Origin of the sequence: uncultured Chitinibacter sp., from assembly GCF_945957625.1 — a bacterium.
Taxonomy (GTDB): domain Bacteria; phylum Pseudomonadota; class Gammaproteobacteria; order Burkholderiales; family Chitinibacteraceae; genus Chitinibacter; species Chitinibacter tainanensis.
The window spans coordinates 137,441-157,360 of record NZ_CAMFLP010000004.1; the positions used below are offsets into that span (position 1 = coordinate 137,441).

Annotated in this window: 19 protein-coding genes; 13 read left to right on the forward strand and 6 right to left on the reverse strand. The window is 55.1% G+C overall.

Going from position 1 to position 19,920, the window contains the following annotated elements:
* Positions 1 to 324: 324 nt before the first annotated feature.
* Positions 325 to 669: an antibiotic biosynthesis monooxygenase gene (locus QV747_RS07325; protein WP_273430120.1), complete on the reverse strand. Its 345-nt coding sequence runs from the start codon at positions 667 to 669 to the stop codon at positions 325 to 327.
* Positions 666 to 1,739, reverse strand: a complete 1,074-nt coding sequence (locus QV747_RS07330) for a hypothetical protein (RefSeq protein WP_288791485.1) — start codon at positions 1,737 to 1,739, stop codon at positions 666 to 668. Before QV747_RS07330 ends, QV747_RS07325 begins: the two co-directional genes overlap by 4 nt.
* Positions 1,740 to 1,846: 107 nt before the next feature.
* On the opposite strand from QV747_RS07330, the gene QV747_RS07335 reads away from it, so the two are divergent.
* Complete coding sequence (locus tag QV747_RS07335; protein WP_273430122.1) at positions 1,847 to 2,530, forward strand: helix-turn-helix transcriptional regulator; 684 nt, start codon at positions 1,847 to 1,849, stop codon at positions 2,528 to 2,530.
* Between the two features lie 365 nt (positions 2,531 to 2,895).
* Here QV747_RS07335 and gyrB read toward each other — a convergent pair whose 3' ends face one another.
* From gyrB to dnaA, 3 genes are all read right to left on the reverse strand, one after another.
* On the reverse strand, positions 2,896 to 5,310 hold the full coding sequence (gene gyrB, locus QV747_RS07340; RefSeq protein ID WP_273430123.1) for a DNA topoisomerase (ATP-hydrolyzing) subunit B: 2,415 nt from the start codon (positions 5,308 to 5,310) through the stop codon (positions 2,896 to 2,898).
* An 82-nt stretch (positions 5,311 to 5,392) separates the two neighbouring features.
* Positions 5,393 to 6,499: a DNA polymerase III subunit beta gene (gene dnaN / locus QV747_RS07345; RefSeq protein ID WP_047395038.1), complete on the reverse strand. Its 1,107-nt coding sequence runs from the start codon at positions 6,497 to 6,499 to the stop codon at positions 5,393 to 5,395.
* 105 nt (positions 6,500 to 6,604) lie between these two features.
* Positions 6,605 to 8,026 (reverse strand): chromosomal replication initiator protein DnaA, encoded by a 1,422-nt coding sequence (dnaA, locus tag QV747_RS07350; protein ID WP_273430124.1) that lies wholly within the window; start codon positions 8,024 to 8,026, stop codon positions 6,605 to 6,607.
* Positions 8,027 to 8,260: 234 nt separating this feature from the next.
* On the opposite strand from dnaA, the gene rpmH reads away from it, so the two are divergent.
* The 7 genes from rpmH to mnmE all read left to right on the forward strand — a co-directional run bounded on the left by rpmH (position 8,261) and on the right by mnmE (position 13,199).
* A complete protein-coding gene (gene rpmH, locus QV747_RS07355; protein ID WP_081986631.1) occupies positions 8,261 to 8,395 on the forward strand; it encodes a 50S ribosomal protein L34 in 135 nt (44 codons plus the stop codon).
* A 33-nt stretch (positions 8,396 to 8,428) separates the two neighbouring features.
* Complete coding sequence (gene rnpA / locus QV747_RS07360) at positions 8,429 to 8,806, forward strand: ribonuclease P protein component (protein ID WP_028450204.1); 378 nt, start codon at positions 8,429 to 8,431, stop codon at positions 8,804 to 8,806.
* On the forward strand, positions 8,779 to 8,988 hold the full coding sequence (yidD, locus tag QV747_RS07365) for a membrane protein insertion efficiency factor YidD (RefSeq protein ID WP_273430125.1): 210 nt from the start codon (positions 8,779 to 8,781) through the stop codon (positions 8,986 to 8,988). Before rnpA ends, yidD begins: the two co-directional genes overlap by 28 nt.
* A 38-nt stretch (positions 8,989 to 9,026) precedes the next feature.
* Entirely contained in the window at positions 9,027 to 10,685 is a 1,659-nt protein-coding gene (yidC, locus tag QV747_RS07370) for a membrane protein insertase YidC (RefSeq protein WP_028450206.1), read from the forward strand.
* Between the two features lie 179 nt (positions 10,686 to 10,864).
* A complete protein-coding gene (locus tag QV747_RS07375) occupies positions 10,865 to 11,203 on the forward strand; it encodes a hypothetical protein (RefSeq protein ID WP_273430126.1) in 339 nt (112 codons plus the stop codon).
* Positions 11,204 to 11,288: 85 nt separating this feature from the next.
* Positions 11,289 to 11,792: a DUF6803 family protein gene (locus QV747_RS07380; protein ID WP_273430127.1), complete on the forward strand. Its 504-nt coding sequence runs from the start codon at positions 11,289 to 11,291 to the stop codon at positions 11,790 to 11,792.
* 69 nt (positions 11,793 to 11,861) lie between these two features.
* Entirely contained in the window at positions 11,862 to 13,199 is a 1,338-nt protein-coding gene (gene mnmE, locus QV747_RS07385) for a tRNA uridine-5-carboxymethylaminomethyl(34) synthesis GTPase MnmE (RefSeq protein WP_273430128.1), read from the forward strand.
* Between the two features lie 7 nt (positions 13,200 to 13,206).
* Here the strand turns inward: mnmE and QV747_RS07390 are convergent, their stop codons facing one another.
* Positions 13,207 to 15,882, reverse strand: a complete 2,676-nt coding sequence (locus QV747_RS07390; protein ID WP_273430129.1) for a response regulator — start codon at positions 15,880 to 15,882, stop codon at positions 13,207 to 13,209.
* A gap of 404 nt (positions 15,883 to 16,286) precedes the next feature.
* Here QV747_RS07390 and purE point away from each other — a divergent pair, with 404 nt between their 5' ends.
* From purE to QV747_RS07415, 5 genes are all read left to right on the forward strand, one after another.
* The gene (gene purE / locus QV747_RS07395; RefSeq protein ID WP_273430130.1) at positions 16,287 to 16,775 is read left to right on the forward strand and encodes a 5-(carboxyamino)imidazole ribonucleotide mutase; all 489 of its coding nucleotides are present in this window, start codon (positions 16,287 to 16,289) and stop codon (positions 16,773 to 16,775) included.
* Positions 16,772 to 17,044 carry a hypothetical protein gene (locus QV747_RS07400; protein ID WP_273430131.1) on the forward strand — a complete coding sequence of 91 codons (273 nt, stop codon included), beginning with the start codon at positions 16,772 to 16,774 and terminating at the stop codon, positions 17,042 to 17,044. The genes purE and QV747_RS07400 overlap by 4 nt, the downstream gene beginning before the upstream one ends.
* The gene (locus tag QV747_RS07405; protein WP_273430132.1) at positions 17,034 to 18,182 is read left to right on the forward strand and encodes a 5-(carboxyamino)imidazole ribonucleotide synthase; all 1,149 of its coding nucleotides are present in this window, start codon (positions 17,034 to 17,036) and stop codon (positions 18,180 to 18,182) included. The genes QV747_RS07400 and QV747_RS07405 overlap by 11 nt, the downstream gene beginning before the upstream one ends.
* A 201-nt stretch (positions 18,183 to 18,383) precedes the next feature.
* Positions 18,384 to 18,935 (forward strand): GNAT family N-acetyltransferase, encoded by a 552-nt coding sequence (locus QV747_RS07410; protein ID WP_273430133.1) that lies wholly within the window; start codon positions 18,384 to 18,386, stop codon positions 18,933 to 18,935.
* Between the two features lie 79 nt (positions 18,936 to 19,014).
* Positions 19,015 to 19,893 (forward strand): phosphoribosylaminoimidazolesuccinocarboxamide synthase, encoded by an 879-nt coding sequence (locus QV747_RS07415; protein WP_273430134.1) that lies wholly within the window; start codon positions 19,015 to 19,017, stop codon positions 19,891 to 19,893.
* Positions 19,894 to 19,920: the final 27 nt, after the last annotated feature.

The following is a 19,920-nucleotide window of genomic DNA, read 5'->3' on the forward strand; positions in this document are numbered from 1 at the left end:
AAACAGAAAACGCAGACCAGATAAGAATATCTAATGATTCTCAGTTAATTGCAAAATGCCGTTCAATAAAAAAGCCCCTTCCGGGGCTTTTTTAGCTTCAGACTTAAATCCGAAAAGTCTAGAACAGTGCGAAATATCTAGAAGTTAATGGGATCATACAACGACACCTGTAGGATCCTGTTTTGGTCTGGAATCGGGCCTGACATTTTCAAGGCGAATCTAGACGAAAATGGGAATCGTCTGGTTGGTTAGTCCCATTCTCGTGGATAATCCCATCCCACACATTTTTTCACCTTTGGCTTGTGGCTCGAAGCTTAGACCTGCTTAATGGTGGTACGCTTGGCTATCAGCAGGTGCTTGTCCCCTAGAATTTAAGCCGTAGTCTCTCATGACAGAAGCAACTCTGAGCCTGTAATCGGAAAAGATATGGCTAATGCCTTGCTTTTGTGCAAGCCGATGCTGCTCAAGATTACGCCAATTCATGACAGCTTGCTCGTCGCGCCAAAAAGATAACGATAATATTTTTCCTGGTTGACTGAGGCTTTCGAATCGCTCAATGGAGATAAAGCCATCCATTTGCTCTAGCAATGGTCTCAATTCTGCGGCAAATTGCAAGTAATCTGCTTGGGCGTTATTTGCCAGTTCAACCTCAAAAATAATGGCAATCATAATGCTTCCTTATTTATAAACTCGGGCACGCGCGCATTAAGGGAACGTCGCCATCGATGAGAATTCCACATTGTCGGATCCAGTTTGAGTTGTAATAGCTGTTCAATAGCAGCTTCAGCAATGGCATATGCCCAAGTTTCGCCTGGACATTGATGAGGACCATAACCAAAGGCGTTGTTTGCTTGGGTAATGCCATCAGGTGTACGCAAGATAGCAAGCACGGTTTGACCTGCGTGCATTGGACAACCACGAAGGCCCAAGTCATTAGCCACAAAACGCCGGGTATTTTGAATCGGCGGACTATTTTGCATGACCTCTTTGATCAGCTCTCGCGCGTTTTTTCTCTTTTCGCTCAAATTTGTATGGATTAGCGCTTGAGAAATAAGTCCCGCGCAGCTCTCGTTGGCCTGAAACAGTAGGCCAATCGCATTGGCAACCACCCAGCTCGGGGGATCATCAAAGCCACATTGCAATATTTCGCACTGTAGACTGAGCAATAAAGGTCCGGGCTTAGTCAATTGTCGATAAAAACGTTGCTCAAGAAGGCTAGTGGCTATGATCCCTCGCCCTAGCTCTGCATCCGTACCTCCTGGAGCAAAGCACCGGACGACATCATTCACTTCCTGACATAACTCTGCCCATTCATCTGGTTCGAAACCCAGTAAACTCGCAATTACCATAGTCGGGATTGCATAACAAAATGCATTGACTGCTTCGGCATCGATTGGGGCGCACCAAGAGTATTGCGCGGCAATTTGGGTTGCTTGTTGCTGTATTTCTGCCAGCGATAGTTGCTGGATGGCCGCGGAAATACGGGATTTAAGTGCAGCATGAATTGCCCCATCATTCATACGAAGTAGTTTGGAAAAAATTACTCCTGCACTTGTGCCAATCAGCTTCTTGGGCACAGGCTCGTTCTCTGGACGAACAAGTAAAGATGAATCAGAAAGTACTTGCTGAACAGTCTTTGCAGAAGGTGCAACCCAACAATCTAATGTCGAATCGAAATGCAGGCCGGTGCATGAGAGCGCCTCATAGTATTGCGCTGGGTCAGCGTGGGTAACTGCCATAACTGGATCAGTTGGAGGATTCAGTGCCAGAGTCATGTTGAAAAATTTGGATGAAAAACAGCACAATATGCTTACTTTTAAAGGGATGCTTCGCTTATCATCGAACTATGGATGAACATTACCTTGAAAATGGAATTGCCTCATTGGCAGCCACAGTGGCAGACAAAACACGTTCTCGCATGCTGTGTGCTTTGATGGATGGCCGAGCTTACACCGCGACCGAACTCAGCGCGGTTGCAGAGGTCTCAACATCGACAACCAGTAGCCATTTGTCGCGCCTGCTTGATCAACATTTAATTACTTGTGTTAAACAAGGTAGATATCGGTACTTTAAAATTGCCAATCCAGAAGTTGCGAAAGCCTTAGAAACATTAATGGGTTTGGCAGGAAGAAATCAAAGCAAAATTCGCAGCAATACACCGGCTAATTTGCGATTTGCACGAACTTGTTATGATCATTTAGCCGGCGAAGTAGCTGTTTGCCTACATAACAAGTTCATTGAATTGGGCTACCTGAATGCAGACTCCTACACCTTGAGCAGTGGCGGCCGACAAGCCTTAGAAGAGATCGGTGTCGAGCTTAAAGTGAAGGCTTCCAAACGAGCTTTTGCCTGTGGTTGCCTCGATTGGAGCGAGCGTCAGATGCACCTCGGAGGCCAGCTAGGGCAAATGCTGCTCGAGTACTTCATTAAACTGGGGTGGTTTGAAAAACAGCTGTCCAGCCGTGAATTGCGATTGACAGTCAACGGACGGAATGCGCTCTTGAAGCATTTTGGCTTAGCGTTCGAATAAACTTATCGTAAAAATTTCACTCGATGCTCAGTCGCGAAAAAGCCTGCTTTGACCGAACTGCGGCAGATGAATGATGTTCACTGAGCGGCGGCGTAACTTCTGTTACCGGCTACTAACTCTCTCGCTGGCTCAGCGTATGCAGTGCCTGAGCCCCCTTATGATTGGGCTTTAAAATATCGATGGCGTAACCCATAACAAACAAAATCCTACGTAGGTTATTGCAAATCCTACAGCAATTTTCGAGTATAAATAGGACAAAGGCTCAATAAAAAAGCCCCTTTCGGGGCTTTTTTAGCGTCAACCTGTGATCCCATAAATCTAGAAAAGTGGGAAATATCTAGAAGTTAATGGGATCCTACACAACCTTAAACGTCTAGATTCCGCGCCACCAGCGCATTTTGTTCGATGAAATGGCGGCGTGGTTCGACTTGATCGCCCATGAGGGTGGTGAAAATCTCGTCAGCGGCAATGGCGTCTTCGATGTTCACTTTCAGCAGGCGGCGCACGGTAACGTCCATGGTGGTTTCCCACAGCTGCTCGGGGTTCATCTCGCCCAGACCTTTATAGCGCTGAATCGTCATATTGCGGCGCACTTCGGCCAGCAGCCAATCGAGCGCGTCTTTAAATGATTTCACCGGCTGATGATGATCGCCACGGCGCACGCTGGCGTCGCTGCCGATCAGGCCCAACAGCATATCGGCCATGCGCTTGATCTGCGCATAGTCGCCCGACAGGATGAAATCGCTGTCGATGTATTGCTGGGTCAGAACGCCATGCAAATGCCGCTCGATGCGCACTTGCCAGCCGCCTTCTACGCTTTCGGCAATGAAGGTAAATGCGGGGTGATTCACCGCGGCAGTCAGACGGGCGGCGGTATCTTGCGCGGCGGCTTCGTCGGCCAGATTGATCGGGGCCATGGTGAGCATGGCGTTGAGGATCATCGGGTCGATAAAGCGGCTTTCGCGTTCGATCACTGCTTCGGTCACGAAGTATTGCTTGGCCAGCGTTTCGAGTGCTTCGCCGCTGATGCCCGGCTTATCCGCGCCCGGCAGCAACTCGGCGCCATCCATGGCGGCGCGCAACAAGTGCTGTTTCAGCTCTTGCTCGTCTTTCAGATAAGTTTCTTTTTTGCCCTGCTTCACTTTAAACAGTGGCGGCTGCGCGATATAGATGTAGCCGCGCTCTACCAGCTCAGGCAGCTGGCGATAGAAGAAGGTGAGCAGCAGGGTACGGATATGCGAGCCATCCACGTCCGCATCCGTCATGATAATGATGCGGTGGTAGCGCAGTTTTTCGATATTGAAATCATCTTTGCCAATGCCGCAGCCCAGTGCGGTAATCAGCGTGCCGACTTCTTGGCTGGCCAACATGCGATCAAAACGCGCGCGTTCCACGTTCAGAATCTTACCTTTCAGCGGCAGAATGGCCTGGAATTTGCGATCACGGCCTTGCTTGGCTGAGCCGCCGGCGGAATCACCCTCGACCAGATACAGCTCAGACAATTCCGGATTTTTTTCCTGGCAGTCGGCCAGTTTGCCGGGCAGGCCCAAGCCATCCAGCACACCTTTACGGCGGGTAATCTCGCGCGCTTTGCGGGCGGCTTCGCGGGCACGCGCGGCGTCGACGATTTTGCTGCAAATAATTTTGGCGTCGTTCGGGTTTTCGAGCAGGAAATCCGCCAGCGCTTGCGCGACCACTTCATTCACCACCGGGCCGATTTCGCTAGAAACCAGTTTATCTTTGGTCTGGCTGCTGAATTTCGGGTCTGGCAGCTTCACCGACAAGACACACGACAAGCCTTCCCGCATATCATCGCCGCTGGTTTCTACCTTGGCTTTTTTCGCGAATTCGTGGCTTTCGATGTATTGATTCAGCGTACGGGTCATCACCTGCCGCAGTGCGGTCATGTGAGTGCCGCCATCACGCTGCGGAATATTATTGGTAAAGCATTGCACCGATTCTTGGTAAGAATCGTTCCACTGCATGGCCACTTCCACCGTCATGCCGTCTTTTTCGCCCAGCGCATAAAAAATATGCGGGTGCAGCACGGTTTTGGCGCGGTTGACATATTCAACAAAGCCTTTCACGCCGCCGGTGTAGTTGAAGTTTTCTTCTTTCCCGTTGCGACGATCGATCAGCAGGATATTCACGCCGTTATTCAGGAATGACAGCTCGCGAATCCGTTTGGCCAAAATCTCGAAATGAAATTCGATCACGCCAAAGGTTTCGGCGCTGGCCATGAAATGCACTTCGGTACCGCGCTTGTCGGTGTCGCCAATGACTTTCAGGGGCGCCACGGCTTCACCTTGGCGGAATTCCATGGTGTGCACTTTGCCATCGCGGCGAATGGTGAGGCGCAGCCAATCCGACAGCGCATTCACCACCGACACCCCCACGCCATGCAGACCGCCGGAGACTTTGTAGCTGTTCTGGTCGAATTTACCGCCCGCATGCAGCTCGGTCATCACGATTTCAGCCGCCGAGCGTTTGAATTCGTCGTCTTCCTTGATCGCGGTAGGGATACCACGGCCATTGTCTTCGATCGAAATCGAGTTATCGGCGTGGATAATGACCTTGATCGTGTCGCAATGACCAGCCAGCGCCTCGTCGATGGCGTTATCCAGCACCTCGAACACCATGTGATGCAGACCTGTGCCGTCGCCCGTGTCACCGATATACATGCCGGGACGTTTGCGGACGGCTTCAAGGCCCTTCAGGATGCGGATACTGTCGGCGCCATATTCGGCCGGGTTTGCTTCAGGATGTTGATGTTCGCTCATAAGACTCAATCAGAATGCGGGGTGAAGACCAAAGGGCAAAATACAAAGGGCGCAAGCGCCCTTTTGTAGCTTCACCAAACGACTAAATGCGCATTGGCATGACGATGTATTTGAAGTGCTCGTTATCCGGGATAGTGACCAGCACGCTGGAATTCACATCCCCGAAGTAGCAGTGCAGGGTTTCCACCGAAAGATTGGTTAATACATCCAGGAGGTATTGGATGTTAAAGCCCACATCCAGTGGCTCGTGGGCATATACCACCTCAAGCTCTTCTTGTGCTTCTTCCTGTTCATTGTTGTTGCACAGGATTTTCAGGCTACCTTCGGTCAGCACCAGACGTACGCCGCGGAATTTTTCATTCGACAGAATGGCCGCGCGCTGCATTGCCGCCAGCAAGGCGGTGCGCTCGACTGACAACAGGCGCTGGTTGTTCACCGGAATCACCCGGTTGTAATCCGGGAATTTGCCATCCACCACTTTACTGTGGATCACGATATTGCCAAAGGTAAATTTGACCTGGTTGCCCGCGATGTCGATGGCGACTTCGTCATCCACATCAGCCAGCAGTTTGTAGAGCTCCAGAATGGTTTTACGCGGCAAAATCACTTCGTTTTTATCAAACGAAGCGGTCAGCTCGGTTGAAGCAAAACCCAGGCGGTGGCCATCGGTGGCCACCAATTTGAGCAGATTGCCCTCGGTCACCATAAACATGCCGTTCAGATAGTAGCGGATATCCTGATGCGCCATGGCAAATTGCACCCGGCCTAGCAACGCTTTGAGCTGGCCTTGCGGCATCCGCACCGTGGCGCGGGTATTGTTATCCACCGCCAGCTGCGGGAAATCATTGGCCGGCAGCGTTTGCAAGGCAAAGCGGCTCTTGCCGGCTTTGATGGTCAGACGGCCGTCGGCCTCTTCAAACGACACCACGGTTTTATCCGGAATAGCGCGCAGAATATCCGACAGCTTTTTCGCGGCCACGGTAATGGCAAAGTCGCCCCCCGAAAAACCATCGCTTTGCGAGCTGCTGATCTGGATTTCCAGATCAGTGCCGGTAAACACCAGTTTGTCGCCGTCTTTTTTGATCAGCACATTAGAGAGAATCGGCAAAGTATGGCGACGCTCCACAATCCCGGTCACGGTAGCCAGTGGTTTCAAGAGCGAATCGCGTTCAGCTTGCAGCAGTTGCATTTTCCCTCACCTAATCCAGTCAAATGGTTGAATAAATTAACACTCGATTCTACCCGATTTCAGGGCGGCTTTCAGATTGCGAAATACCCGCAGCAGGGTTTTCGTTCAGGAACGCAACATCTGCAGCAATACGCCGTATTGATGCGCCAATTCCTGATCCGTTTGGCGGAAATCCTGAATCGTTCGGCAGGCATGTAGCACCGTGGTGTGATCACGGCCGCCAAAAGCGTCGCCAATCGCCGGCAAACTCATCTGCGTCAGCTCTTTGGTGAGCGCCATGGCCAATTGCCGCGGGCGCGCAATATCGCGCGTACGCTTTTTGCTGTGCATGTCGGCCACTTTGATTTTGTAAAAATCGGCGACGGTTTTCTGGATATTTTCCACCGACACCTGCCGGCTACCCGAGGCCAGAATATCGCGCAGCGCTTCTTTGGCTGAATCGACCGTAATCGCCTGATTAGTAAAGCGCGCATAGGCCATCACCCGCTTGAGCGCGCCTTCCAGCTCACGCACATTAGAGCGGATGTTTTTGGCGATAAAGAAAGCCACCGTTGCATCGAGCTTGAAATGCTCGGCCTCGGCTTTTTTCATCAAAATCGCCACCCGCATTTCGGTTTCTGGCGGCTCGATCGGCACGATCAGACCCCACGAGAAGCGACTAGTCAGCCGCTCTTGCAGGCCTTCGATTTCGCGGGGGATTTTGTCCGAGGTCAGGATGATCTGCTTGCCGCTTTCCAGCAGCGCATTAAAGAGATAGAAGAACTCTTCCTGCGTGCGGTCTTTGCCGACAAAGAATTGAATATCATCCACCAGCAGCACATCGAGCGAGTGGTAGTACTTTTTAAATTCGTCGAATGATTTGTGCTGGTAGGCTTTCACCACATCCTGCACATATTTTTCCGCATGGATGTAGCGGATTTTGGCTTGTGGATTGTGCTGGTGTACAAAATTACCAATCGCCTGAATCAAGTGCGTTTTACCCAGGCCGACCCCACCGTACACAAACAGCGGGTTGTAGCTCACGCCCGGGTTTTCCGCCACCTGCACGGCGGCAGCACGCGCCACCTGATTGGCCTTACCGGTCACTAGCGTATCAAAGGTATGGCTCGGGTTCAGGCGGGATAATTCATGATTGGAGCCCGCCGCATCAAAGCGCTTGGCGGGCTTGGGTTGCAATGCGGGCGCCGCGGCAGCAGCCACGGGCGCCTCTTCGGCCGCAGGCGTGGCATCAGCCACTTTTGCCGCAGGGGCCACGGCCGCCACAGCAGGCGCGGGCGCAGCGCCCACGCGCAATTCGATCGGCGGCGGCAAGCCTTCGCACACTTTCGCCGCGGCCATCTCGATCATGCCCAGATAGCGATCACGAATAAATTGCAGGAAAATTTGATTGGGAACGGCAATGACCAAGCTGCCATCAATCAGCTGCGCACTATTGGCCAGGGGCTTGATCCAGATATTGTACTGACTGGCAGCCAGACTCTGCTGCAACTCATTCAGGCAATGTGACCAAAGGGCTTCTGTTTGCATACTTATGTTTTTGTTTGCCGTGGCGACACCTCACCCGCACTCACAGCCCAACAGGGCCAGCGCTCGCGGAAAAAGTGACAGGGGTTGAAACGGGAAGCGCCCCATTGTACCGCTTCATCCCAAACTTATCCACAGCCTTTACACCTTTGCCCCGAAACATTTTATCTTGACAAAACAGACTGCACACTGATTAAATCGCGTGTTTACTGCACCTTTGTCTATCTAGGATTCATCATGAAGCGTACTTTCCAACCTTCTGTAATCAAACGCAAGCGTACTCACGGCTTTCGCGTTCGCATGAGCACTGTAGGTGGCCGTCGCGTCCTGAACGCACGCCGCGCTAAAGGCCGCAAAGTACTGTCTGCTTAAGCCTTGCTTGAGTTTGCCAGCGCAGGCCACAGTATGAGTAGCGTCCCTCGCTACCGCTTTACGCGCTCAGCGCGTCTACTAAAAACGGATGATTTTTCATCCGTTTTTAGTTTGCGCGCTTCAGTGGGGAATGATTACTTCCAGCTGCTGGGCAAACCGAATGCAGGTCAGGCAGCCCGTCTGGGCCTGGTGGTCGGCAAAAAAACCGACAAACGGGCCGTGGGTCGCAACTACATCAAACGCACCATTCGAGAAACTTTCCGGTTAAATGCCACTCAGTTAGCCGGGCTGGATATCGTGGTGCGTTCGCGTAAGGCGTTCACTCGTCAGGAAGGCGCCGCCGCACGTGCAGCTTTATTGAGCTTGTTCAAGAAGATTCGCACATGTCGCGCCTTATCATCGCACTCGTGAAACTTTACCAGCTGATGATCAGCCCCTTGCTGGGCCCGCGCTGCCGGTTTACCCCGACTTGCTCGCAGTACAGCATTGAAGCCATCCAGAAATACGGTGCCGCCAAGGGCTGTTACCTGACTGTCCGCCGCTTGTGTCGCTGCCATCCTTGGGGTGGCTGCGGGCATGATCCGGTACCCTAATCAATAACCCCTGAGTGAGTGGGAGCTCGTCCGTCCAAATGGATACCAAGAGACTCGTCCTGTTTGTTGCCCTGTCGTTCGGCATCTTGTTCTTCTGGCAACACTATATGGAGCAGCAATATCCGCAGCTCAAGCAAAACGCCTCTAGCGTTGCCAAAGCTTCGGCTGCCGCCAGCGCCGTAACGGCCACCGGCAGCAATGCAGCTACCCCGGCCGACAATAGCCGCCTGGCCAAAGGCAATCGCATTGCTGTTCGCACCGATTTGCTCACCGCTGTGATCGATACCAATGGTGCCGATCTGCGTGAAGTGAAACTGCTGAAACACGGTGACACCAAAGATCCGAAAAAACCATTCACCCTGCTGCAAGACGAAGGCGAGCACATTTATGTGGCGCAAACCGGCCTGCTGGGTGGCGATCTGCCAACACACAAAAATCAGTTCACCAGCGCGCAAACCAGCTATCAGCTGGCCGATGGTCAGAACGAAGTCGCGGTGCGTCTGGAGCACACGACCGCCAGTGGCGTTAAAGTGGCCAAGATCTACACCTTCAAGCGTGACAGCTATCTGATCGACGTGAAGTACGAGATCGCCAATGGTAGCGCCGCGCCAATCAATGCCAGCGCCTACTACCGCCTGACCCGTGATGGCCAAGTAGAAAACCCAGGCATGTTTGGCACGCACACCTTTACTGGCCCTGCGGTCTACACCGATGCGGGTAAATTCCAGAAAGTGGAATTTGCCAAAATCAGCAAAGGCGAAGCCAAATACACGCCAAGCGCTAACGATGGCTGGATTGCGATGATTCAGCACTACTTCGTTTCGGGCTGGATCATGTCGCCCAATGGCGGCGCTGCCCAGTGCGCACCGAATGCTTGTCGCTATGAGATGAAAGCGCTGCCAGACAACCAGTTTGCAGTGAGCTCAACCATCGACTTGCCGACCATCGCCGCTGGCGCGAAGCTGGAAAAATCGGTACCACTGTATGTGGGCCCGCAAGAAACCAAGCGCCTGAAAGACACTGCCAAAGACTTTGATCTGGTGAAAGACTATGGCATGTTCACCATCTTCGCGAAGCCACTGTTTGCCGTGCTGCAGTTTATCCACAGCTTCGTGGGCAACTGGGGTTGGTCGATCATTCTGGTAACGCTGCTGATTAAAGCCGCCTTCTTCCCACTGGCCAGCGCCAGCTATCGCTCGATGGCAAAAATGCGCCAACTGGCCCCACGGATGGAAGCCCTGAAACAGCGCCACGGCGATGACCGGATGAAATTCCAGCAGGCCGTGATGGAAATGTACAAAACCGAGAAAGTGAACCCGCTGGGCGGTTGTTTGCCGATGCTGGTACAGATTCCGGTGTTTATGGGTTTCTACTGGATGCTGCTGGCCGCGGTGGAATTGCGCCAAGCGCCGTGGGAATTCTGGATTCACGATCTGTCGATCCCTGATCCGTTCTACATCTTGCCACTGATCATGGCCGTGTCGATGTATGTGCAGTCGTCATTGTCGCCACCGCCACCTGATCCAATGCAGGCGAAGATGATGAAGTGGATGCCTATCGTATTCTCGGTGTTCTTCTTCTTCTTCCCAGCCGGCTTGGTGCTGTACTGGGTGGTGAATAACGTACTGTCGATCGCACAGCAGTATGTGATTACCAAGCAAGTTGAAAAGCAAGCGCAGCTGGCAAAAAACAGCTAAGCGCCCAACGCTAAAAAAGCCACCTGCGGGTGGCTTTTTTATTGCCCAGGGTATATGCATCTACACAATCTCTATCAAGGGCTTCAGCCCCATACCCCCCGCTTGCGATAACACAATAATCCCGGCCAAAAAGTTTGGCAGACTGGGAACTAAACCGAATCGTCTGAGCCTATTGCTAGATGTCGCGCTCCGTTCTGACTTCCTGCTTAGCCAGCTTACTGGCGCTCTTGCTGCTGTTGAGCAGCGGGCCGCTGTTTGCCAGCTTGCGGGCGCTACCGACGAGCCCAGCAACGGCTAGCTACAACCACTGCGACAGCACCGCGGCCACCACCAGCAGCAACCAAACCCTGCTCTCAGCCGCGCCCGATTGCCTCGCCCATTGCGCCGTGCCCACCGCCCCGGTGGTGTTACTGCCCTTAATCCCCATCCAAACCCCGCGCACGCTCGCCCTGAGCCATGCGCATGCCTCGCATTACATCACCCCGCCCTCTCCGCCACCAAAAGCCGCCGCGCAGTAATTCACTCTGCCACGCTATGGCGCAATTTGCGCCCTAGTTCACCTGCTTTTATGCCGGGCGTGCCGGCACGCCCGCGGAGAACATCATGAATATGACCCATTACATGGCCCTACTGGCCGACAATCAACCGTGGAATCTGATCCTGTTTATGGCCATTCCGGTCATCCTGGCCGAAACCGTGGCCATCACCGAGCTATTTATCCTGTTTAGCCGCCCGCAAGGCGGCTGGCTGCGCCGGATTAACCGTTGGGCCAGCATCACCGGCGGTATCTATTTCACCGGAGTATTTATCTACCTGACGAAAACTGCCGTGATTCCACTCACCGCCAGCGGTGGCTGGCTGGGCGCGGCCGATGTCATTGCGGTGGGTTGCTATCTGGCCGGGATAATCCCACTGGGCGGGATGGCGCTGCTGGATTTGGGCTTAATCGGGAAAGCGTGGGATGAAGAGCGCAAACTGAAATTACACGCCATCTTTGTCGCAATATTCCTGGTGATTGCGCATATCGCCATGATTTTCGGCATGCTTGACCCAACGCTATTGATGAGTGATGCAGCCAGCGCGGGCATGAGCGGTATGCATCACTAAGCCGCCACGCAGCGAGCAGGCGGCAGTCTGCGTTATCATTAGGTTTTACCGCTGTATCGGGCTGCCGCCATGACTTTGTACATCCAAGACACCATCGCCGCCATCGCCACCGCACCGGGGCGTGGCGGGGTTGGGGTGATCCGCATTTCCGGCCGCAATCTTTCGGCCCTGATCGCCGGACTGATTGGCCGCGAGCTCAAGCCCCGCTTTGCGCATTTTGCACGTTTCAAAGCCGCCGATGGCGCGGTGCTGGATGAAGGGCTGGCACTGCTCTTCCCTAACCCCGCCAGCTTTACCGGCGAAGACGTGCTCGAATTGCAAGGTCATGGCGGGCCGGTGGTAATGAGCATGCTACTCAAACGCTGCATCGAGCTGGGCGCGCGCCACGCACAGCCGGGCGAATTCACCAAACGCGCTTTTTTAAATGGCAAACTCGATCTGGCCCAAGCCGAGGCCGTGGCCGATATCATCGACGCGCAATCCGAAGCCGCCGCCAAATCAGCGCTTAAATCGCTGGATGGCGCCTTTTCGCGTGAAGTGCATAAATTAGTCGATGAGCTGATTACCCTGCGCATGCTGGTAGAAGCCACGCTAGATTTCCCCGAAGAAGACATCGATTTTCTTGAGGCCGCCGATGCGCGCGGCAAACTGGCCGGCATCACCGCCCAGCTTGAACACACTCTCGCCACCGCCACGCAAGGCAAATTGCTGCGCGAAGGCATGCATGTGGTGTTGATCGGGCAACCCAATGTGGGCAAATCCAGCCTGATGAATGCGCTGGCCGGTGAAGACATCGCCATCGTGACCGACATCGCCGGCACCACCCGCGATACAGTGCGCGAGCTGCTGTCGATTGATGGCGTGCCCTTGCACCTGATCGACACCGCCGGCCTGCGCGAGACCGACGACACCGTGGAGCGCATCGGCATCGAGCGCACCTGGGCCGCAGTCGAAAAAGCCGATCTAGCGCTCTTGCTAGTCGATAGCCGCGAAGGCGTCACCGCCCACGATCAGCATATTCTGGCCAAGCTGCCCCCCAAGCTGAAGGTGCTGCGGGTCTTCAATAAAATCGACCTCACCGGCGAAGTGCCCGGCGTGGTGGCTGAAGATGAAATCCACATCTCCGCCAAGCAGGGTGTTGGGCTGCGCGACTTAAAAGACAAGCTCTTGAAGCAGATAGGGTGGCAGGGTATCAACGATGACGTCTTTATCGCCCGCGAGCGTCACCTCACCGCGATCCGCACCGCGCGCGAGCACCTGCACACCGCCGATGCGGCCTACTTGCAAATCGAAATTTTGGCCGAGGAGCTGCGCCTAGCGCAAAACAGCCTGAATGAAATCACCGGCGAATTCACCAGCGACGATCTGCTGGGGGTGATTTTTAGTCGTTTCTGTATCGGCAAGTAGGGCCGATTTACACTTGCACTTTGGGGCGCACCCATTGAATTAGTACCGTTTGCAAGGCTTCGATCTGCACCGGTTTGGTCATAAAGTCATTCATGCCGGCGCTAAAGCATTGCTCGCGATCTTCGGCAAAGGCATTTGCAGTCAGCGCCACGATTGGCAGCTGCTGATAGCGGCCGCCGAGCGCGCGGATCTGCCGGGTCGCGTCAAAACCATCCAGCTCGGGCATCTGGCAATCCATCAGCACCAGATCATAGTCATGCAGCTGCACCGCGCGCACCGCCTGCACCCCATCGCTGGCTAAATCCACCCGGCAGCCGAGTTTTTCCAGCATCAGCACGCCGACTTTCTGATTCATCGGGTTGTCTTCTACCAGCAAGACATGACGGCGGGCTTTGGCCGCCAGCTCGGCAACCTTGTGCACGGTCAGCAGTCCGCCCTGTTCGCCGGCCTGCTCGGGTTGCAAGGCATGGGCGAGGCATTGCTCCAAGGCTTCAAAATGAATCGGTTTGCTTAAATAGGCGGCAAAGCCAGCCTCATCGGCTTGTGCGCCCTGCCCTTGCACCCCTTGGGCAACCGAGAGCACCACCGGCACCTGCGCACAGCCGGCCACGGCGTGAATCCGCGCCGGCAAATGCACCGGCAAACTCACGCCCAATAATAGATCCACCAGCACCAGCTCCGGCGGCGTAGCGGCTATGCCGGTCAGCAGACTGGCTTCGTCGGCATAGCTGCGCACCACGCAGCCCATTTGCAGTAGATCAGCCTGTAATTTATGCCGGCCGGTGATGGATGTAGCCAACAGCGCGATTTGCCGCCCATGTAGCGCGGCAGGAGTGGGCGAACTGGCGCGCTTGGCCGGTAAGCCCAGCTCGATTTCAAACCAGAATTGCGCCCCCTGCCCAACTTCACTGCTTACGCCAATCTCGCCTTGCATGGCCTCCACCAGCCGCCGGCAAATCGATAAGCCCAGGCCGGTACCGCCAAAGCGGCGGGTGGTTGAGACATCCGCCTGATGGAAAGGCTGAAACAGCTGGTTTTGCACCTCGGGGGCAATGCCGATCCCCTGATCGGCTACTTCGATGCGAATGCGCGCCTGCTCGCCGTGGCGCTGCACCAAGCGGGCACGGGTAATGATCTCGCCCTTGGGCGTGAATTTCACTGCGTTATTGAGTAGATTGAGCAAAATCTGCCGCAGGCGGCTAGGGTCGCCATTGACTTGCAGCGGTACAGACGCATCCACCAGGCACAGAAGCTCCAAGCCCTTGTGCTGGGCCTGGGCGGCAATGATGTCTTGCGTGTCTTCCAGCAGCCGGCGCAGATCAAACTCGATATTTTCCAGCTGCAGCTGCCCCGCTTCGATCTTGGAAAAATCCAGAATATCATTCAGCAAGGTCAGCAAGGCGGTGCCGGAGTGACGGATATTCTGAATATATTGCTGCTGCTCGGCATCAAGATCGGTTTCGGCCAACAGGCTAGAAAAACCCAGCACCGCATTCAAAGGCGTGCGGATTTCGTGGCTCATATTGGCCAAAAAGGCCGATTTGGTCTGGCTGGCCATCAGCGCGGCTTCTTTGGCAGCAATCAATACCCGTTCGGTTTCCAGCCGGGACGACAAATCCCGCACCATGATCTGAATCCGCACCGGCACGCCATCCATATCGCGCTCCAGCACCGAAAAGCTGGCCTCTACCGGTAAGCTTTGCGCATCACGACGATTCAGCAGCAGATATTCACCCAGCAAGGTATCGGTTTGCAGCAAGCGCCCCTGAATATTGCTCCAGCCGGGCTTGAGTAGCCATTGTAAAGGCCAGAAGCCCACCACCGCCTGCGGCGAACCGCAATTGAGCATCGCGGACCACGCCGGGTTGGCAAACAAGATTCGCCCCTGCCCGCTAATCACCGCGCTACCATCGGCCATCTGCTGCACCACCACATCCAGCTGATGTTCTTGCTGCAGCAAAATCTGATTCAGCTGATCGCGGTGTTCGGCCAGCTCGCGGGCATTGGCATCGCGCAGCGCAAATTGCGCCAGCAAATCATGCTGCAGCCGGGTTACCCCATCCGCTAGCTCGTGAATTTCATGCCGATGTTTTTCTTCGGGCAAGGGGGCCGAAATCGCCAGCCGGGTCTCGTCCATCCGCTGCACGTGCTCCGACAAAGCCTGAATTGGCAGTGAAATATTGCGGCGGAATAATAGAAAAATCAGAAAGGCAATCAGAAAGAGTTCAATACTCACAATCCAGGCAAAGCGCAGCGCTTCGCGCCAGACTTCCTGCCGCAGTAATTCGCGATCCAGGCGGATTTCCCAAGTGCCTAGCGATTGATTGGCCTTGGGCATTTGCAGCGAGTACACCTTGAGCTCGGTGATTTGCTGCTGATTGGCGTCTTTTTTGCGGTATTCGAGCTTGGGGCCGGCACTGACAATACGCGCGGACAAAATCGCCGGAAAACGGGATAAGCCCTGTAGCTGGATATGGGCGGATTCGTAATCGACTTCCCAAATCGCTTTGGTCAGGCTGTTTTGGTAGGCGGTGATCACCGATTGCACTTGGGCGCGCTGGCGCGCCAAGCCATCCTGATACGCCACCCAGCCGTTCACGAGGCTGGTGAGCAAGGACAGCAACAGGCTGTAAAACAGGATGCGGCCAAATAGATAGCGCGAGAGCGGGCCGAAGCTACGCATAGATCACATCCGCAGGGCGACGCATCCAGCACGCAGGGGCTGGGCGCCACACAGGCCAGCAAAGGCCGCCGCAAGACCGCATCAAATCGCACCTCATTGGCAATGAAGCTTCAATTTAGCAGGATCGTGCTGGCAAAACCAAGCAACGCGCAACTTTCGGGCAAAAAAAACGCCAGTTCGACGAATCGAAATGGCGCTCAGTAAGACATAGGATGGAAATGAAACACTACAGCCACATGCAGACTAGCTGTATGACAAGATATTGCCCCAGTCGCAAATATTAGTCAACGCTAATACTGTAGGTAATTTTCCTGATACAAGGCAGCACCTTTTGTCCAAACCCCTATCGGAACGACTTGTTTTTTCGGTAAAATTGACCGCTTTTGCGTTTGGAGTTCACGGCGATGGTTCAAGTCGGCGTAGTAATGGGTAGCAATAGCGATTGGGAAGTGATGCAACACGCAGCCAAGCAGCTGAAAGCCTTTGGCGTCGAGTTTGAATGCAAAGTGGTATCGGCCCACCGCACCCCGGATTTGTTGTTTCAATATGCCGAAGAAGCGGCAGCCCGCGGCCTGACCTGCATTATTGCTGGCGCCGGCGGTGCAGCCCATTTGCCAGGTATGTTGGCCGCGAAAACCACCGTGCCAGTCTTGGGTGTGCCTGTGCCCTCCAAATATCTGCGCGGCGAAGATTCGCTGTTGTCGATCGTGCAAATGCCCAAAGGCATTCCGGTGGCCACCTTCGCGATTGGTGAAGCGGGCGCTGCCAATGCCGGCCTGTTTGCCGTGGCGATGCTGGCCGGTAGCAACCCAGCACTGGCGCAACAGCTGAATGATTTCCGCGAAAGCCAGAGACAAACCGTGCTGGCCATGGAATTACCCGCTGTCGAATGATCGATCGCACACCGCCTACCGATCTACGCCCTTGCTGGTATTACATACTGGTCAAGGGCTGTTTATTTTGGGGACTGACCTGTTCCCTGCTGTTGGCGGCACTTTGGCATTACAGCGGCACTTATCCCAACTGGATTGAGGGGGTATGGGCTGCAAACCCAATGGCGATGATCGCTGGCGGGATATACGGCTTTGGGCAATGGGGATTTGCCCGCCACCAGGCTTTTAAAGCAAGACTGCAATGGAAGGAAGACAACGATGAGCAATAAAGCGACAACCCCTATTTTGCCCCCGGCGATGCTGGGCATTTTGGGCGGCGGCCAGCTGGGCCGCATGTTCGCCACGGCAGCCAAAACCATGGGCTACCGCGTGACCGTGCTCGACCCGGACCAACACGCCCCCGCGGCGGATTTTGCGGATGTCCATCTGTGCAAATCGTTTACCGATCCAGCAGCGCTGCAGTACATGGCGGAGCATTGTGCGGCCATCACCACCGAATTTGAAAATGTGAATGCCGACTCGATGCGCTGGCTGGCCGCCCAAGGTGTGCCGGTTTCGCCATCCGGCGATTGCGTCGCCATTGCGCAAGACCGCATCGCCGAGAAAACCTTTATCCGCGACGCGGGCCTGGATACCGCGCCGTTTCTGGCAGTCAAAAACGCCGCCAGCCTGGAAGGCGACCTCGCGCCCTATCTGCCCGGCATCCTGAAAACCGCGCGTTTAGGCTACGACGGCAAAGGCCAGGTGCGGGTGAAAACCGCGGAAGAGGCACGTTTTGCGCATGCCGAAATGAAGCATCAGCCCTGTGTGCTGGAAAAAATGCTGCCCTTGGCGGCCGAGGTGTCGGTGATTGTGACCCGCACTCGCGCCAATGAAGTGGTGAGCTTTCCAGTGGCAGAAAACGAGCACGTCGATGGCATTCTCGATGTCTCGATCGTGCCGGCCCGGGTGAAGCCCGAAGTCGCCGAACGCGCGCGCGCCATGGCGATGACGCTGGCCGAAAAACTCGACTACATCGGCGTGATGGCGGTGGAATTTTTCGTGCTGGAAGGTGATGCGCTGGTGATCAATGAAATGGCGCCACGCCCGCATAACTCGGGCCACTACACGCTAGACGCGACGCTGACCAGCCAGTTTGAGCAGCAAGTGCGCGCCATGTGCGGGCTGTACCCGGGCAAACCCGATCTGCTGCAGCCCACCGTGATGGTGAATCTGCTGGGCGATGTGTGGGGCGAAGAGGGGGCCGAGCCACGTTGGGATGTGCTGCTCACCGCGCCGAATGCCAAGCTGCATCTGTATGGCAAAAAGATGGCGCGGCCGGGCCGGAAAATGGGCCACTACAATGTCTTGGCCGCCACCGCCGAAGACGCGCTAGAGCAAGCCCGCGCCATCAAAGAAACACTGTAAGCGGCCACCACGGCCACCATCTGTCACGGGTATTGCTCGCCAAGCCAGTCTAGCAAAGACGGCATGGGCAATACCCCAGACTGCATCATCGCCCTCACTCGCGCCGCGCCGCCACTGCCAGCGCCGCGGGCAAATAATTTCACCTTGCTGACAACATTCCGCTAAGATGGTTGTTTTGCTGACAAACTATCGTCATTGCTTATGAACGCTCCCCGTTACCGCTTGCGCCGGGCCACGCTGGATGATCTCAGCCTGATCGTGAGCTGGCCGCAAACGCCGACCGAATTGCGTTTTCTGTTTCCCCGCGCCGAATGGCCGGCAGAACCGCTGAAACTCTTGCAGCACTTGGCCGGCCATGAAGACGGCTTTGTGGTCTGTAATGACGAGCATGTGCTGGGCTATGCCAGCCTGTATAACGCCAAACACCAAGGCCGCGCCTGGATTGGCCATCTGATCGTTAATCCACGCGCCCGCCGCATGGGTGTGGCCCGCTATCTGGTCTGCGCGCTCACCACCATCGCGCAAGAGCGCCACCGCTGCAGCGAAATGGCCACCATCTGCTTTGCCAATAATCAGGGCGCCTACGATTTTTACCACGCGCTAGGCTTTCGCAGCGAAGGCTGGGAAACCCGGCTCGATCATCGCAATGAAGGGGTGAAAGTCTATCGGCTGGTGCGCCATACCGGCAGCCCGCAGCCTTGCCCCGAGCCGACTGAAAATAGCCTTGCGCTGGGCGGCTCAAGCGCCGCGTAAATAGGCAAAGCGCGGCGATTCAGGCAAAATACCGCCTTGATTCGTCCTAGTGGTGATCCACCACGCTTCTGGAGCAATGATGAGCGGCCTGACTTCCACCAATCTCACCAGCCTGAAAAAAATCTACTCGGGCAAAGTGCGCGATCTGTACGAAATTGACGACCAGCGCATGCTGATGATCGCCACCGATCGCCTGTCGGCGTTTGACGTGATTCTGGCCGAGCCGATTCCGGAAAAAGGCAAGATCCTGACTTCGATCTCCAATTTCTGGTTCGACCTGCTCAAAGACGTGGTGCCTAGCCACTTCACCGGCGATCAACCCGAAGACGTGGTTTCCGCCGCCGACCGCCCGCAAGTCGAAGGCCGCGCCGTGGTGTGCAAACGCCTGAAACCGGTGCCGGTAGAAGCGATTGTACGGGGGTATATCGCTGGCAGCGGCTGGAAAGAATACAAACAGCAAGGTACTGTGTGCGGTATCCAGTTGCCAGCCGGCCTAGTTGAGGCCGACAAACTGCCAGAGCCGATCTTCACGCCATCGACCAAAGCGGCAGTGGGCGATCACGACGAGAACATCAGCTACGCACAATGCGAAGAAATCTTGGGCGCCGAATTGGCCGCCAAAGTGCGCGATACCGCGATCCTCTTGTACAAAACCGCCAGCGAATACGCCGCCACCCGCGGCATTATCATCGGCGACACCAAATTTGAATTCGGCCTCGATGAAAATGGCGTGCTGTGCCTGATGGACGAAGCGCTGACGCCTGACAGCAGCCGCTTCTGGCCTGCCGACCAATACCAGCCCGGCACCAACCCACCAAGCTACGACAAACAATTCGTGCGCGATTGGCTGGAAACTACCGGCTGGGATAAAACCCCGCCAGCCCCGGCCCTGCCCGCCGAAGTAGCGGAAAAAACCGCGGCGAAATACCGCGAAGCACTGGAAAAGCTCACCAAGTAATCCATGCCGATACGCCCTCTGATCCGA